13 protein-coding genes are annotated in these 16914 nt (G+C 37.7%); 10 read left to right on the forward strand and 3 right to left on the reverse strand.

Features of this window, described 5'->3' with window-relative positions:
• Position 1 precedes the first annotated feature (1 nt).
• Positions 2-1975: a DUF3857 domain-containing protein gene (locus DV942_RS23300; protein WP_145861482.1), complete on the reverse strand. Its 1974-nt coding sequence runs from the start codon at positions 1973-1975 to the stop codon at positions 2-4.
• 185 nt (positions 1976-2160) lie between these two features.
• On the opposite strand from DV942_RS23300, the gene DV942_RS23305 reads away from it, so the two are divergent.
• From DV942_RS23305 to DV942_RS23320, 4 genes are all read left to right on the forward strand, one after another.
• A complete protein-coding gene (locus DV942_RS23305) occupies positions 2161-3114 on the forward strand; it encodes an exonuclease domain-containing protein (RefSeq protein ID WP_145861485.1) in 954 nt (317 codons plus the stop codon).
• Positions 3115-3201: 87 nt separating this feature from the next.
• Positions 3202-5061 carry a M1 family metallopeptidase gene (locus DV942_RS23310; RefSeq protein WP_145861487.1) on the forward strand — a complete coding sequence of 620 codons (1860 nt, stop codon included), beginning with the start codon at positions 3202-3204 and terminating at the stop codon, positions 5059-5061.
• Between the two features lie 34 nt (positions 5062-5095).
• Positions 5096-5920 (forward strand): AraC family transcriptional regulator, encoded by an 825-nt coding sequence (locus DV942_RS23315; protein ID WP_145861489.1) that lies wholly within the window; start codon positions 5096-5098, stop codon positions 5918-5920.
• Between the two features lie 69 nt (positions 5921-5989).
• Positions 5990-7675, forward strand: a complete 1686-nt coding sequence (locus tag DV942_RS23320) for an alpha/beta hydrolase-fold protein (RefSeq protein WP_145861491.1) — start codon at positions 5990-5992, stop codon at positions 7673-7675.
• Positions 7676-7875: 200 nt separating this feature from the next.
• On the opposite strand, the gene queG is transcribed toward DV942_RS23320, so the two are convergent.
• Positions 7876-8811 carry a tRNA epoxyqueuosine(34) reductase QueG gene (gene queG, locus DV942_RS23325; protein WP_145861493.1) on the reverse strand — a complete coding sequence of 312 codons (936 nt, stop codon included), beginning with the start codon at positions 8809-8811 and terminating at the stop codon, positions 7876-7878.
• 137 nt (positions 8812-8948) lie between these two features.
• On the opposite strand from queG, the gene DV942_RS23330 reads away from it, so the two are divergent.
• Entirely contained in the window at positions 8949-9155 is a 207-nt protein-coding gene (locus DV942_RS23330; RefSeq protein WP_090987441.1) for a hypothetical protein, read from the forward strand.
• Between the two features lie 79 nt (positions 9156-9234).
• Here DV942_RS23330 and DV942_RS23335 read toward each other — a convergent pair whose 3' ends face one another.
• Positions 9235-10743, reverse strand: coding sequence for a bifunctional GNAT family N-acetyltransferase/carbon-nitrogen hydrolase family protein (locus DV942_RS23335; RefSeq protein WP_090987279.1), 1509 nt, complete (start codon positions 10741-10743; stop codon positions 9235-9237).
• Positions 10744-10959: 216 nt separating this feature from the next.
• On the opposite strand from DV942_RS23335, the gene gatB reads away from it, so the two are divergent.
• The 5 genes from gatB to DV942_RS24225 all read left to right on the forward strand — a co-directional run.
• Positions 10960-12423 carry an Asp-tRNA(Asn)/Glu-tRNA(Gln) amidotransferase subunit GatB gene (gatB, locus tag DV942_RS23340; RefSeq protein WP_145861495.1) on the forward strand — a complete coding sequence of 488 codons (1464 nt, stop codon included), beginning with the start codon at positions 10960-10962 and terminating at the stop codon, positions 12421-12423.
• Positions 12423-13535 (forward strand): TlpA disulfide reductase family protein, encoded by a 1113-nt coding sequence (locus DV942_RS23345; protein ID WP_145861497.1) that lies wholly within the window; start codon positions 12423-12425, stop codon positions 13533-13535. Before gatB ends, DV942_RS23345 begins: the two co-directional genes overlap by 1 nt.
• 103 nt (positions 13536-13638) lie before the next feature.
• Positions 13639-14328 carry a response regulator transcription factor gene (locus DV942_RS23350; protein ID WP_090987272.1) on the forward strand — a complete coding sequence of 230 codons (690 nt, stop codon included), beginning with the start codon at positions 13639-13641 and terminating at the stop codon, positions 14326-14328.
• Between the two features lie 232 nt (positions 14329-14560).
• The gene (locus DV942_RS23355; protein WP_145861499.1) at positions 14561-15283 is read left to right on the forward strand and encodes an RluA family pseudouridine synthase; all 723 of its coding nucleotides are present in this window, start codon (positions 14561-14563) and stop codon (positions 15281-15283) included.
• Positions 15284-15359: 76 nt separating this feature from the next.
• A partial coding sequence (locus DV942_RS24225; RefSeq protein ID WP_450091363.1) for a chloride channel protein occupies positions 15360-16914 on the forward strand: 1555 nt, incomplete at its 3' end.

Raw genomic sequence — 16914 nt, forward strand, 5'->3', positions numbered from 1 at the left:
TTTAATTTGTCTTTTTTAATAAACACTCTGTTTTTTGGTTTTGAATAATTTTGCTATAAAATTCTTTTAGGAAAAGATATTCTTCGGGCTGATAAATAGCATTGTTGAACTGCAAAATCTGGTTCATCGAAATGGTATTATCATCCAGAGCGGTTTGTAACAAATACTTTCCGCCCGCATTAGGTAAAGCGATGGCCATATCTTTTGGTTTTTCCAGTAACACGTATTTTTCGGGTAAAAGCACGTTAATGGTAATGCGCTCATCAGACGCTGCACCTAAATCAACAGGGTAGGTACGCTCGTTCAAATTAAATGGATTTTTCGAGATGGTATGGATAAAAAAAGGGCTAAAATAAAACTGATCTTTATTTGTGCCATCGTTTATGGTGAGTTCTACCTCATATTTCTCTTCCAGAGAATTCTCAACACTATCCAGATTTGAAATTTGATGATCCAATATTTTTATTCTGGTTAGTCGCTCATCAAGTTTCTCAACATATTCATCGGGAGAACTGTGTTGAAGGATTTCTTTCCGCTTTCCATATGCCGCATAACCCGTTGTATAGGTGGATAAAGTACCAATAATTTTTCCATCAACGGTCATCTTTCCGGTCATGATGTAACTGGTTGTCGATTTTTGACTCGCAATTAAATCGATCCAATAAGATGGTTTTTTTAAGTTGATCACACGTCCCTGGTCATTTATGCAGCGTAGCGGTAGTAAACCGAAAGGCAGTAGTGGTTCTGTAGCATCCAGTAAATAACTTTTATCGGCAATATTTACTTTGGCAATCAAATAGTTAAAATCGCTCATTACAGGGTAAAGCTTGTTTACCGTTCCATTATCACGGGTGGATAGAATTACGGCTTCAGCGTCCAAACCGGCAGCAGAAAGCGCTGCAATTAAGCTCAGGTTAACATCTGCTACATTGCCCGATCTGCTATCCAGTGCTTTTTTGATGTTATCTTCTGAGTACTTTCCGTAGTAATTATTCCACTTGATCTGCTTTTTGATATAATTATAGACGGACTTCGCTTTATCTAAATCTGATGAACTTCCTTTTGTGATTTCCGGGATAAGATCTTTAAAAACATCTTTTCTTTTCATCTGGCTGCCCAGCGTTTTATAAGATGAAAGCTCGAAATCAATATCTTTCCAGGTTTTGGTGTAGGATGTTTTACTGCCGTTTAAGTTCTGAACATCAGAAAGTTCAAAATAAATCGCCGATTTGAAGTTACTGGGCGCGGTCATATTATCTTCTTCGATAAAAGCCGGAATATTCTTCATCGTGTAATTGATTTTGGAACAATCAATCGGTACGCCAGATAGCCTTAAACATTCCCTGCTGATTTCAGCTTTTTGATCCGTCAGTTTCTGAAAACCACGTAACGATACATTGTAATTATAAATGCCGGGAATATAAACCAGATACTCACTTATGACCTTCGGAATATCGCTCTGAAATTCCCATGTTCTGAAATTAAATAAGTTGGGCGATTTTAATTTATAACTGTATTCAATAACCGATCCTTCTTTAAGGTTTGGAAGTGTAAACTTGGTCAGTCTGGTATATTTAGACCTGTTCTCGACGAAAATGGCTTTTTTATCCATAATTGTTTCGGTAAAATCATTACCGATATGATTAAAAGTAGATGCCTTTATTTCACTGATCGTCTCCTCGCGGGATTCATCTTTATAGGTTGGAATAACAATATTGGCCTCTTTAAAGCCTTCCTTGTTAAAGATTTTGATTTTTACATGGTGTTCAAAAACCAGTTCTAAACTTCCTGTAGCATCATCTTGCTGGATTGAGGCGGTGCCGAATTCTTTTAAAACGATGGCATTGGCATTACTGTCTAATTTCTTTTTGTCGAATTCGTAATCGTCGTAGGTAATAGAACCGAAGGTAAAGTTTTGTGCCTGAGTAGTTAGTGATAGAAAAAAAAGGGGTAACAGGGCGAAGATTTTATTCATTTGAGCGTGTGTAAATTGCCGCAAGTTAATGTTAGTAACGAATATTCTAAAATAATTTGACAATTAAATTTATAAATTAATAAAGGTGTTTTACAGAACTAATGAAACCTTTTTAGCACTTTTGAAAAAAAAGAATTTTGACATTCCGATCCAAATCTAATGTCGCTAATCTCACATCTTAAGAAATGAAATTAAATTTAAAGCGCCCTTTAGCATTTTTTGATTTAGAAGCTACTGGAGTTAATGTTGGAGCTGACAGAATCGTTGAAATAGCGGTTTTAAAAGCCATGCCAGATGGTTCTGAAATTGTTAAAACCTGGCGCGTCAATCCAGAAATGCCCATTCCTTTGCAAACTTCATTAATACATGGTATTTACGATGAAGACGTTGCAGACAAACCTACCTTTAAAATCCTGGCAGCAGAAATTGCAGCATTTATTGGTGACAGTGACCTGGCCGGATACAATTCAAATAAATTTGATATCCCCATGCTTTTGGAGGAATTTCTAAGGGCGGAAATAGATTTCGACATGAGCAACCGTAAATTTGTTGATGTACAGAATATTTTCCACCAGATGGAGCAACGGACTTTAAAAGCAGCCTATAAATTTTATTGCCAGGAAGATTTAATTAATGCACATGCGGCTGAAGCTGATGTGATTGCCACCTACAAAGTTCTGCTTGGCCAGCTTGAAATGTATAAAGAAACTGAGTTTGAGGATAAACAAGGTGTAAAATGCATTCCGGTGGTAAACGACGTAGATGCACTACATATTTTTACCAATATTAATAAACCTGTAGATTTTGCCGGTCGTTTGGTTTACAATGATAAGGATGAGGTTTGTTTTAACTTTGGTAAACACAAGGGTAAAACCACTGCGCAGGTATTTTCAGTAGAACCTAGTTATTATGCCTGGATGAAAAATGGCGATTTCCCTTTATATACAAAGAAGAAATTAGACGAGGAGTGGGCAAAATTCAATGCAAAGAAAAATGAGAACAGGCCGGCAAAACCCCAGCATAACGTGCCCTCAAATAAACCACAATATCAACAGAAACCTCAGCCAAAACCCGAAAAACCTGCTCAACCAATCAATTCGGATATGCTGGAGCAGTTAAAAATGAAGTTCGGCAAGTAATAATTAGCTGGTGAACCGGTTAATTGTTTAAAATGGTTAATTGAAGTTAAACGCTATGCGCACTGCGCTCAGCCCTAAGCTTAAAAGATGAAATCTATAAAAATATTTGGCCTTTTATTCTGTACTGCAATCTATGTCAGTGCGCAGACTACCTTACCGATAGCGCCCGTTTTTCAAAAGGCTTATCAGAAAGAAACCCGAAATGTAAATGGCAGGCCTGGCAAAAATTACTGGCAAAATACCGCCAGATATGATTTAAATATAAATTTTAATCCAGCCAGCAGGTTGTTGAAAGGAAAGGTTCAGGTAACGTACACTAACAATAGTCCGGATACGCTGAAAGAGATCTGGTTTAAATTATATCCAAATTTATATAAAAAGGGAACGCCAAGAAAATCTAAACTGGCAGCCTCTGATCTTGGCGAGGGTGTGGCAATAGAAAAAATGGTAGCAAACGGAAAAACCGTTACTGATTTTACGGTTGATGGAACAAATATGACTGTTAATGTTCCTGCTGTTATACCAGGCAAAACCGTTAGTTTCGCAATTGATTATAGTTATTTTCTAAATAAAGGATCACATGTTCGTACAGGTCAGGTAGATGATGGTTCGTATTTTATTGCCTATTTTTTCCCCCGTATTGCAGTTTACGATGATATTGATGGCTGGAATAAATTTCCGTATACGGGTGCTGAGGAATTTTATAACGACTTTGATCAGTTTAATGCTTCTATTACTGTTCCGGGAACTTATGGGGTATGGGCAACCGGCGATCTGAAAAATCCTTCAGAAGTTTTTCAGAAAGATATCGTTTCGAGGATGTTAACTGCAGAAAAAAATGATGCTGTAATTGATGTGATTACCGATAAGGATCTGGCAGATAAAAGAGTGACCAAACCCAATGCATTTAATACCTTTAAGTTTGAAGCTAAACATGTAACTGATTTTGTATTTGCTTTGAGCGACCATTACTTATGGAAATCGAGCAGTTTGGTGGTTGATCCTAAAACAAAAAGGAGAACACGGGTAGATGCGGTTTTTAACCCCAGACATAAGGATTATTATGAGGTGATAGATTTTGCGCGTAAGACGGTAGAGGCCATGAGTTATACTTTTCCTAAATGGCCTTTTCCCTACAACCATGAAACGATATTTGATGGTTTGGACCAGATGGAATATCCGATGATGGTAAATGACAATCCGGTAGATAACAGGGTTGATGCCATTACTTTAACTGATCATGAAATCTTCCATACCATGTTTCCCTTTTATATGGGCATAAACGAAACCAAGTATGGTTGGATGGATGAGGGCTGGGCAACTATTGGTGAATGGTTGATATCACCAATGATTGATTCTACCATTGTGGATGAATACGGCGTGCAGCCTACCGCTTCATCTTCTGGTGGTAAAGATGATACACCAATTATGACTTTAACACCCGACTTAAAAGGATCGGGATCTTTCACCAATTCGTATCCAAAGCCGGGTTTAGCTTATTTATATATCAAAGATTATCTGGGTGATGAACTGTTTACCAAAGCTTTGCACACTTATATCCAAAACTGGAACGGCAAACACCCAATGCCATACGATTTCTTTAACAGCATAAATACAGGCAGCGGAAAAAATTTAAACTGGTTTTGGAAGGCCTGGTTCTTTGAGGATGGTGTAACCGATATGGCCATTAAAGCTGTAGATAAAACTTCAGCCGGATATACTGTAACTGTTGAAAATAAAAGTGTTAAGCCATTGCCTGTCGATTTAGCGCTGACCTTTGAAGATGGTACTACAGAAAAAAGTCACAGCACGATTGGCGTATGGGAAAAAGGCGACCGACTCGTAAAAATTGAAGTGAAGACTAACAAAAAATTATCGAAAGTAGTGATGGGAAATCCACACACACCAGATAAGGTTAAAAGTGACAATAGTTTTTCGGTACATTAGTTTGATGGAGTGAATTATATTTAATAAGTTTTTAATGCACATATTTGAAACCTTTAAGCCAGAAAATACGCTGATAAGAAAATATGTAAGCTATTATTACCTACACGTTTCCGATGAGCAAAGTGAGAAAAACGAGTATATTTGCTATCCCCATTATAACAATACCATTTCGCTTTATAAGAGTCATCGTTTTAAATACGAACAAGACCATTCTATTGTACAGTTCGATGTGGAGTCAAAACCAGTTCAGATTTATACCCCAATCAGAGAACGTCCATTGAAGGTTACACAAACCGGTGCTGTTTTTAAAATTGCAATTGTTTTTAACCCCTTTGGAATCAATCAATTCTCAGGCGCTTCATTGCTATTGCCATTTAATGCAAATTTTTCTTTTTTTGAAGAGCAAGAAATAATGCTCTTGTTTCAAACGACTGAAATTCAGAAACTTGTGGGTTTGTTTGACTCAATGCTTATTAAGAGGTATGTTAAAGTGGAGAACATCTACATTGAAGCAGCATTAGACTTATTTCGTGATAACGTTACTGATATTTCAATCGATTCTTTAGCGGAGCATAAACTGGGCATCAGTAGAAAGCATTTAAACAGATTATTTCATAAATATCTTGACATCAGTCCACAGAAATACAGATCTATTGTGCGTTTTAGAGAACTAATGGCGAACAAGTTAAGTAGTAACAGTGATCAGAGCCTTTCGGCTCTTTCTCATCAGGCAAATTATACCGATCAATCTCATTTTGTTAAAGTTTGCAAATTACTTACGGGTGCTTCTCCGGCTAAGTTTTTTAATGATGGAAAGGTTATAGGTAAAGAAGATACTTTCTGGAAGTTTAGCCAATAACCAAATGTCTCAATTTTACAATTACGGCATCTGATCCTCTTTTAAATTTGAACATCTGATTCAAAAGTTATGAAGAAAAATGTGATGTTGCTTTTATTTTTAAGTATTGTTTTAAAACTAAATGCGCAAACCTTTCAGGAGCTAACCGATAGCGCATTATATCTGAGGTCAAATGCAAAGGATACTGTCGATTCCAGAAAATCTCTAAACTTATATAAAAAGGCATTTACATTATTTCCAAAAGAGTTAGATGTGCAATCACTCTACAAAGCATCTGTTCTTGCTTCAGAACTTAAAGATAATAATGATGCATTTAAATATCTAAATCATCTTCTGGCATTGAATAGCGATGAAAGAACTACTTGGGATTATTTAACTTTTAAGCATCCTCAAAATGAATATAAAAATCTTTTCAACGATAGCAGATGGCGTATTGTGTCGGCTAAAGCTCAAAAGATGAAGTCGGTTTTTTTTAAAAAGTTGCACGATCGGCAGATTGAGTTCCAGGCAGGCCATTTAAAACAGAATACATATATTAAAGCTAAGGACGGGCAACAAGCCTACCAACAGATTAAATCGTTCGATAGATATCAACCAAAAAAGTACACTGGTTATTCCATTGAATTTAAAGTGACAGATAGTTTAATTACTTCATATTATATTAGTTTACCATCACACTATAATCCTAAAAAAAGGTATCCTTTATTATTTTTTCTTCATGGTGCGGTAAGCAGTAATGGCTTGTCTAAGTTTCAAAAGGCATCCTGGGTTATGGGGGGCTGGAACAGATACTATAATAAATATGCTGCAGTAGATGAGGTGATAATGGTTTATCCAAAAGGATCAAAGAAATATAACTGGATGTATCCTGACAATGGCTTTTTTATGGTACCCGCAATGTTAAGGGAAATTAAAAAATCTGTTAATGTGGATGATGATAAAGTTTTTATTACGGGCCATTCAAACGGAGCGACAGGTTCTTTTTCTTATCTGATGAAGCAACAAAGTCCTTTTGCCGGCTTTTACGGGTTTAATACACAACCAAAAGTGAGAACAGGAGGTACATTTGTACAAAATATTTTAAACAGATCGTTTTTTAACGTTTCTACGGATGAAGATTACTATTTTCCACCAGATGCAAATGACTCTTTAAATGTAATAATGAAAAAAATAGGTGCGGATTATCAGGATCACCGATTCAACGGATGGCCGCATTGGTTCCCCCAGTTTGATGAATCTGAACCCGCTTACCAGTTGTTATTTAGGGATTTAAAAAACAGAACCAGAAAACCATTTCAAAAATCCATCTATTGGGAATGTGATGATGTCAAATATGGTAAAGCAGACTGGATCGAAATTACGGCATTGGATACAGTCAGTAAAAAGGCCGACTGGCACGAAAAAATAAATTTCGATGTGTATAAATTGGTTGAATATGATCAATTGAAAGATACAGTAATCACAACAGATACTTTATTTAAAGCATTCAACTTCCCGAGAAAGTCAGGTGCGGTTAGGGCTAACTTTAGCAATAATGAATTTCATATAGAAACATCACGCGTTAAATCGTTGACTATTTTTCTATCACCCGAAATGATTGATGTAAGTAAAAAGGTTTCCGTTTTTATAAATGGAATTAAGCGAGCAGAAAAAATGGCTATTTATGATGGAAATTTTATGTTAGATAATTTTTATAAGACTTACGATCGCAAAGCAGTATGGATTGATCGGATAGAACTTTTAATATTAAACTAATTCTCTGGTAAGAAAATCGATATGTTTTTTACTCCGGTAAATTTGGTGTGTAACTACCTGTAAGGTAATTAGTTATATGTGTTTCAAGCGGGGAATCACTGTCATTACTGACGAGATGTAGATTTTCAATAATCGACTGAGATGTAACCAATCGATCAAAAGGATCCAGTCAGAAGATTAAATATAAAAAAGATTTACAACTATTTACTCCTCAAAAAATCGATATTTCTTTTCAAACCTGTAAACTTGGTACGCTTAACTGGCGAGCCTTTAAAAACCTTTTTAAAAACATCCTCTGTAATTTCCATCAGGTCTTTGGTATTCAAATCCAGTAATCCATTCTCTGGCTTAAAAGCATCTTCATTGTGCGCTTTAGAAAAACGGTTCCATGGGCAAACATCCTGGCAAATATCACAGCCAAACATCCAGTTGCTCATCTTATCTTTAAACTCATTTGGAATTTCGTTTTTAAGCTCAATGGTGAGATAAGAAATGCATTTAGATCCATCTACCACCTGTGGAGCAATAATGGCATCAGTAGGGCAGGCATCTAAACAGCGTGTACAGCTCCCACAATAATCAGCCTGGTAAGGATGATCATAACCCAATTCGAGGTCGACTATCAATTCTGCCAAAAAGAAAAAAGAACCATCTGTTTTACTTATGAGGTTAGAATTTTTACCGATCCAGCCAATGCCCGATTTTTTTGCCCAGGCACGGTCTAAAACCGGAGCAGAATCTACAAATGCCCTTCCTGAAACTTCTCCGATATTTTCTTCAATAAAATGGGTGAGTTCCTTTAATTTTTCTTTGATAACCGTGTGGTAATCCTGTCCGTAAGCATATTTAGAAATTTTTGGTGCGTTCGGGTCAGACTGTTTTTCTTCCGTATAATAGTTTAATGATAAGGAAATTACAGACTTAGCGCCGTCAACCAGCAATCTGGGGTCAAGGCGTTTATCGAAATAATTTTCCATATATTTCATTTCACCGTGGTGGTTCTGATTAAGCCATTTTTCCAGTCTCGGCGCTTCCCCTTCAAGAAATTCGGCTTTGGCAATACCACAAGATAGAAAGCCCAAACGGAGGGCTTCTTCTTTAATCAGCTGGCTATATTTTGCTTCATTGTTATACACCGATTTGCAAAGATAAGGCTTAGGATTTAAAACATTTTCAATAATCGCTTGTTCTACATGCAGAAACTAAATTAATTAATTATGGTTCATCCTTGGCAGGTAAAAACCAGAAAAGGAGAGCTTTCAGGAAATTAACTATGGAAAATATAGATCCACAACATACGGAATCAGGAGCAGCTCCCAAACCGATAGAAAAAGATTACGAAAATCACAAAGAAGATCCGGGACCAGCACAACCCGCGGTTACCGAAAGAGACGAAAATGGTGCCGGCCAGGCATTAAAATGGGTGATACCAATAGCGGTAATTATTGGCCTGATCATATGGTTTGTGATGAGAAAATAATTAGCTTTAGATTAAAAACAGAAACGCCGGTACATTAATTTGACCGGCATTTTTTATAATGGTTGTTATTGTATAGTATCTACTTCAAAAGTTTTACCTGGTAAAGGTCTTTTCGTCTGTCTTTCAGCACTTTCACCGTGCCATAATGGTGCAGTTCATCTAGTAAATGCAAGTCAACGTCTACCACCAGCACCATTTCTGTATTTTGTGTGGCTTCTGCTTTGATGGCATTGGTTGGAAAAGCGAAATCAGACGGGGTGAAAACTGCAGATTGGGCAAACTGGATATCCATATTGTTTACTTTGGGTAAATTGCCCACGCAACCTGCAATCGCCACGTAACACTCATTTTCTATTGCCCTGGCCTGCGCACAATGTCTAACACGCGTATAACCATTTTGGGTATCGGTTAAAAATGGCACAAATAAAATCTGCATGCCCTGTTCGGCATAAATGCGGCTTAATTCCGGAAATTCTACATCATAACAGATCAAAATACCCACTTTACCGCAATCGGTATCAAAAACCTGCACTTTATCGCCGCCAATCATGCCGTAATACTTTTGCTCATTCGGGGTAATATGAATTTTTCTGTATTCATCTATTTTACCTGTACGATGGCAGAGGTAAGTGGCATTGTATAGCTTGCCGTCTTCAATAAGCGGCATACTGCCCGTAATAATATTGGTATTATAGCTCAATGAATATTCATGCATTTTCTGTACAATCTCTTCCGTTTTTTCGGCAAGTTTGCGCATGGCCTCAATTTCAGGTAAATGATTGTAGGGTTGGAGCAGGGGGGTGTTAAATAGCTCAGGGAACATCACGAAATCTGATTTGTACCCGCTCAAAGCATCCACGAAAAACTCTACCTGTTCGTAAAACGCTTCCATATTAGGAAATAAACGCATTTCCCATTGTACCAAACCTAAACGAATGGTCATAGCCGAACGGGCCGAAGCATCAACACCCTGATAATAAATATTATTCCACTCAATCAGGGTGGCATATTCTTTCGATTCTTTGTCTCCGGGCAAATAGTTCTTTAATACTTTTCTAACGTGAAAATCATTGGAAATCTGAAACGTAAGTGTTGGATCATAAATTTCTTTGGACTTAACCTTGTCTATATATTGCCTCGGACTTAACTTTTCTGCATATTGATGGTAACCAGGGATCCGCCCGCCGGCAATGATACTTTTAAGATTGAGGCTTTCGCAAAGTTCTTTTCTTGCCTCATATAATCGTCTTCCTAAACGCAATCCCCGGTATTCCGGGTGCACAAAAATTTCGATGCCATAAAGTGTATCACCATTTGGATCGTGTGTGGTAAAAGAATAATCACCGGTAATCAGTTTATAGGTATGCCGGTCTCCATATTCATCATAATTTACAATAATGGCCAATGAACAGGCTACAACTTTATCATCAACAGCAATACAGAGCTGCCCTTCAGGGAAAATATTTAAAAGTTTTGCGATGCTTGATTTTGGCCAGATAGAGCCGCCCATACTGTCGTAAGCCTGTACCATTGATTCTTTAAGGTCGGCATAGTCTTCGAGCGTTATTTTGCGTAATTCAATATTCATACAGTTTGATTTGTATTACTGAACACAGAAAAGGCTTAAATGTTCATATTGATTTTGTTTTCTCAAATTGCGGCGGAAAGAATTCCTGAAAAATTCTGCATCAAGCCTTTTTAACGAAAAACTAAATAATGACTATATTTGGCACATATTAACCATTGCTAGTGCGGTGTCAGCTGTAAAACTTTGGTTATAACTTATCATATTAAGAAGCTTTAGATGCCTTTACAAGAAACAAGCCCCCAAACTGCTTTCGAACTCGTTTCTGGATTAGAAATCCACGTTCAGTTGAATACAAACACCAAAATATTTTCTGCTGACAGTGCATCTTTCGGGGCTTCACCTAATCAAAACATATCTGCAGTTTCGCTGGCATTACCCGGGGCCTTACCCAAGTTGAACAAAGAGGTCGTGGCAAAAGCGATCCGTATTGGCTTAGCTTTAAATTGTACCATCAACCAGATCAACCATTTCGACAGAAAAAACTATTTCTATGCCGATTTGCCAAAGGGATACCAGATTACTCAAGATAATCAACCGATCTGCGTAAATGGCTTTTTAGAACTTGAATTGAGTAATGGTACCAGGAAAAAAGTAGGGATCAATCGAATCCACCTCGAAGAAGACGCCGGCAAGAGCATTCACGATCAGGATGACAACTATTCTTTGGTTGATCTGAACCGGGCAGGGGTACCGCTGATCGAGATTGTGACTGAACCCGATATCCGGAGTTCAGAAGAAGCTTCCGTTTTGTTGAGTGAAATCAGGAAACTGGTCAGGCATTTAGATGTAAGCGACGGCAATATGGAGGAAGGTAGTTTGCGTTGCGATGCCAATATTTCGATACGCCCAAAAGGTACCATTGAATTTGGAACACGCTGTGAGGTTAAGAACTTAAACTCCATGCGCAACGTGCGGAGAGCAATGGATTTTGAATTTGGCCGCCAGGTAGAAGTGATCAGTAACGGAGGAATAATTATCCAGAGCACTTTAAATTTTGATGCCGACAAAGGAACCACCGCCCCGATGCGAACCAAAGAAGAAGCCAATGATTACCGTTATTTTTCAGATCCCGATCTCCAGCCCATTTATGTTTCTGATGATTGGCTGGCCGAAATTAAATCTTTGATGCCGCCGTTACCCAATGAAATTTCACAACAGATGGTTGCCGATTTTGGGATCAGTAAAGCCGATGCGGCACTTTTTGCAGAAGATTTAGATCTGTTAAATTACTTTAACCAAGCTCAATCAACCGTTGAAAACAAAAAAAGTTTAATAAACTGGTTAACCGGCCCAATTAGAGCGGTTTTAAATGAAAAAGGGATTACGATAGCTGATTTCAGGGTGAATCCCGCTCAGCTGGCAGAAGCGATCAACCTGGTAGATGATAAAAAAATAACGCAGCAAATTGTGATACAACAATTATTGCCAGCTGTTGAATTAGCTGATGATGCAAAAGTGATTGATCTGGCACAATCACTAAACCTGTTGATTTCTGAAAACGGAGATGAGTTGAATACATTTATTGATGAAGTGTTAAATAAATATCCACAACAGGTGGAAGCGTACAAGAAAGGAAAAAAAGGCGTTTTAGGTTTATTCGTGGGCGATGTGATGAAACTGGCCAAAGGAAAAGCTGATGCTAAAAAATTAAATGAATTAATACTTGAAAAACTGAAATAATGAGAATAAAACAATTGAGCCTGCTCATGCTGATCGCGATTGCTTTCATGGCATGCAAATCTAAAGATAGCTTTACAATTGACGGGAAGTTCCAGAATCCGGGCACAGAGAAGAAGGTATTTTTGTACGGTATGCAAAATAGCAATATGGTTGCAATCGATTCAACCAATCTATCAGAGAAAGGTGAATTTAAATTCATTCGCAAAACACCATCTGTTGATTTCTTCAGGGTGTCTGTAGGTAACCATGAGTTCATGTTAATTGCAAAAAACGGCGATGAAATTAAGTTAGAAGCTGATTTGGCTGATAAAAATATGGCTTATAAAATCTCAGGGGCAAATGAGGTAGAAAAATTGTCGGAACTAAATGCCATTAGAAATAATTTTGCCAAACAGGTTGAAAAGTTACAGGCAGATTTCGAAGCAAAAGTAGCAACACAACCTCAAAATAGGGCAGCCGTGTTGGAATCGATGAAACCACAATACGAATCTTACATTAATCAATTGAATACACAGATCATAAAATTTGCAAAAGATAATAAAGGTACGCTAGCCAGTTTTTATGCCATGAATACCTTGAGTCCGCAGGAGTTTGAAGCTGAATTGGTGCAATTTGCCGATGAGGTAAAAGATGAGATTAAAGGTAATGCTACAGTAGATGCTTTTGTAAAACAGATGGCACTTTTAAAATCCGTTCAGGTAGGGCAGGTTGCACCTGCATTTACCATCAATACCGCAGATAATAAGGCGGTAAGCTTATCAGATTACAAAGGGAAATACGTATTGATCGATTTTTGGGCATCATGGTGCCAGCCTTGCCGCCAGGAGAACCCAAATGTAGTTAAGGTTTACAATAAGTATAAAAATAAGAACTTTGATATCATTGGTATCTCACTTGATACCGACAAAGCTGCATGGTTAGGTGCGGTAAAAGCAGATGGATTAACCTGGACGCACGTTTCGGAACTAAAAGATTTTAATGGCGAAACGGTAAAAAAATACCAGGTGCAGGCCATACCAACTTCCTACCTGGTTGATCCTGCAGGAAAAATAGTGGCCAAAAACCTGCGTGGAGAGGAACTGGATGCATTTTTAGCCAAAACGTTACGTTAAAACTAATTCCATGTTAAACTAATTTAAGTAATTAACAATTTCTTAACTTAGGCTTAACTAAATATTGCATCATGGATACTACTTTCGTAACAAATATTTAACTATGAACAACGCAGGTCAGAAAATATTAATTGTTGATGATGAACCAGATATTCTGGAGCTTATTGAATATAATCTTAAAAAAGAAGGTTATCAGGTTTTCACAGCTACCAATGGCCAGGAAGGAATTACTGTTGCGAAGAAAGTACATCCGGATTTGATTATTCTGGATATCATGATGCCTAAAATGGATGGCATTGAGGCTTGCCGTTTAATGCGCGCCATACCTGAATTTAAAAACACATTTATGGTTTTCTTAACCGCCAGAAGTGAGGAATATTCAGAAATTGCCGGTTTTAATGTGGGTGCCGATGATTACATCGCAAAACCGATTAAACCACGTGCTTTAGTTAGCCGGATCAACGCGATTTTAAGAAGAAATGCCGGCACAGAAGAAGTATCTGAAAACAAACTGGAAATTGGCGATTTAGTAATCGACCGCGAAGCTTATCTGGTTTTTCAGGGTGGTAACAAAGTGATATTGGCCAAAAAAGAGTTTGAACTTTTATACTTGTTGGCTTCAAAACCTGGTAAGGTGTATACCCGTGAATCCATTTTAAAAAATATATGGGAAGACTCTGTCGTGGTAACCAACAGGACAATTGACGTGCATATCCGTAAGTTGAGGGAAAAGTTAGGTGAAACTTATGTTTCAACTGTAAAAGGTGTAGGTTATAAGTTTGAGCTTTCTTAAATTATTAAAGTTAAAGATATTAAGCCGTTCTGATCAACATTCAGGGCGGCTTTTTTTATCTGCTTGAACGCTTCAATCAGATCATGAAACAAGTTTAGGATGAAGTTAAAAAAATCGTCATGTTGACTTCATTTTAACAACTTTGTTCATAAAGACCCTGAAATAAGTTCAGGGTGACGAGCGCCTTAAAAAATAAATCGTATTTTTGCGCTTCATTAAATTACTGCACAGTTTGAAGTTTCCAAATTTTAAAGACCTTATTCTTTTTGAAGACAACGATTTTATCGTGATCAATAAACCTCCTTTTTTAGCCTCGCTTGATGAACGCGGTGGATCTGGAGAGACCAATGTGTTGCGTTTAGCCAAACAATATAGCGATGGCGCACAGGTTTGTCACCGTTTGGATAAAGAAACGTCTGGTGCATTGATTATTGCCAAAAATCCGGAAGGTTACCGCCATGTTTCTATGCAATTCGAAAGAAGAAAGGTAAATAAAACTTACCATGCGGTGGTAGACGGACACGTTATTTTCGATCAGTTAATGGTTGATCTGCCAATCCTGAACGATGGCAATAAAAATGTGACCATTGATAGGGCGGAAGGTAAACGAGCTGAAACTATTTTCGACTCGTTAAAATACTATAAACACTATACGTTGGTAGAATGTAAACCCATTACCGGTCGTATGCACCAGATCCGTATCCACCTGGCCACTCAGAGAGCAGCCATTGTAGGTGATGAGATGTACAAAGGTAAACCTGTTTTTCTTTCATCTATTAAGAGAGGTTATAAATTAACCAAAGGTGAAGAGGAACAACCCATTATGAAACGTTTCGCGTTACATGCCAGGCATTTGGTTTTTAAAGGATTAGATGACCAAGACATTGTTATAGATGCTCCTTATCCAAAAGATTTTGCAACCTTAATTAAGTTATTAGATAAATTTGATGCGTAAAAGCAGTCTTTAAATTGACTTCTGTCTTTGTTTTTCTTACTTTTGGGCATCCGCCCTCTATCTAAAAAACAATAGAATGTACATCAGATTCGTAAATTACCTTGATAAGATAAACCAGTACCGGAAATCTAAAATATCAAACCGTAATTTCTTAGTTATTCTCGCCATAATTGTTGGAATTTTAGCCGGATTGGCTGCCGCTGTTCTAAAAAGTTTAACCCACCATATCGAAGAATTTCTGCAATCGGATTGGCACTGGAAATATAAATATTACCTGTATTTTATATTTCCGATGATCGGTATTTTCTTTACAGTTTTATACATCAAATACTTTATCCGGAAATCGAAATTTGAAACCGGTTTAACGCCTTTGCTTTATTCCATTTCCAAAAAGTCAAGTAAGGTAGAGGCCCACAATATTTATTCGCAGATTATTACTGCAGCAGTAACGGTTGGTTTTGGCGGTTCAACAGGCCTGGAAGCCCCTATTGTAACCAGTGGATCAGCAATTGGCTCTAATATTGGTCGCATATTAGGCTTGTCTTACCGCGAAATTACCATGCTGGTAGCCTGTGGTGCTGCAGCGGGTATTGCAGGTGCCTTTAATAGCCCGGTGGCGGGCATTGTTTTTGCAATCGAGATTTTATTGCCAGAGTTTACTATTCCTGCATTTATACCACTGCTATTATCAGCGGCAACTGCAGCGGTAGTGGCGAGGTTATTTTACACTCAACAACTTTTCTTTTTGGTTACCGAAGGATGGAAGGTTGACGCCTTGTTTTACTACGTCATATTGGCTTGCTTTATTGGTTTGTTTTCTATTTATTTTACAAAAGCAAACTATGCCGTAAAGGGCCTGTTTTACAAAATCAAACATCCTTATACGAAGGTAATTGTAGGCGGTTTAATGTTGGGCGCTCTGGTTTTTTTGTTTCCAACATTATATGGTGAGGGATATATCACCATAAAAGGATTGTTAAAAGGTGACTATCAGACCGTTATTAATAATAGTATTTTTGCCGATTATAGTTCGATTTCGGCTGTGGTTGTACTGTTCACGATCGTAACCATTTTCATGAAATCAATCGCTACGCTGGTTACCTTAGGTGCTGGTGGTAATGGTGGTACATTTGCGCCCAGTTTAATTATGGGTGGTTTAATCGGTTTTATATTTGCTTACGTGGTTAACCTTTCAGGGATAGCACAGCTAAACGTATCTAACTTTATTGTAGCTGGTATGGCCGCCGCCCTGGGTTCTATTATGCATGCTCCTTTGACAGGTATTTTTCTGATTGCAGAAATTACAGGAGGATACGTGCTAATGGTACCATTGATGATTACCACTGCTATTTCTTATGCCATCAACCGTAGCTCGCAAAAACACTCCATTTACACCAAAGCATTGGCTGATAAAGGAGAGTTACTGTCTCATGAAGATAAGGATACCACTGTTCTGAACCAGATGAAGCTAAAATACCTGATTGAGAAAAGTTATCCTCAGTTGCAGATGAACGATCTGATTTCGGTGAAGATGAACGAAATTATGCAATCGCACAAAAATGTGATTGCTGTTACGGATGAGGTGGGAGATTTTAAAGGGATCATTTATATTGAAGAACTGTTTAACGAAA

It is taken from the genome of Pedobacter suwonensis, from assembly GCF_007833675.1.
Classification (GTDB): domain Bacteria; phylum Bacteroidota; class Bacteroidia; order Sphingobacteriales; family Sphingobacteriaceae; genus Pedobacter; species Pedobacter suwonensis.

Bases quoted from the DNA above. Each gene is read 5' to 3' on its own strand.
- DV942_RS23335 (WP_090987279.1), bottom strand. From the start codon at position 10,743: ATGAATATTGAATTACGCAAAATAACGCTCGAAGACTATGCCGACCTT.
- DV942_RS23320 (WP_145861491.1), top strand. From the start codon at position 5,990: ATGAAGAAAAATGTGATGTTGCTTTTATTTTTAAGTATTGTTTTAAAA.
- DV942_RS23300 (WP_145861482.1), bottom strand. From the start codon at position 1,975: ATGAATAAAATCTTCGCCCTGTTACCCCTTTTTTTTCTATCACTAACT.
- gatB (WP_145861495.1), top strand. From the start codon at position 10,960: ATGCCTTTACAAGAAACAAGCCCCCAAACTGCTTTCGAACTCGTTTCT.
- DV942_RS23330 (WP_090987441.1), top strand. From the start codon at position 8,949: ATGGAAAATATAGATCCACAACATACGGAATCAGGAGCAGCTCCCAAA.
- DV942_RS23345 (WP_145861497.1), top strand. From the start codon at position 12,423: ATGAGAATAAAACAATTGAGCCTGCTCATGCTGATCGCGATTGCTTTC.
- DV942_RS23305 (WP_145861485.1), top strand. From the start codon at position 2,161: ATGAAATTAAATTTAAAGCGCCCTTTAGCATTTTTTGATTTAGAAGCT.
- DV942_RS23310 (WP_145861487.1), top strand. From the start codon at position 3,202: ATGAAATCTATAAAAATATTTGGCCTTTTATTCTGTACTGCAATCTAT.
- DV942_RS23350 (WP_090987272.1), top strand. From the start codon at position 13,639: ATGAACAACGCAGGTCAGAAAATATTAATTGTTGATGATGAACCAGAT.
- DV942_RS23315 (WP_145861489.1), top strand. From the start codon at position 5,096: ATGCACATATTTGAAACCTTTAAGCCAGAAAATACGCTGATAAGAAAA.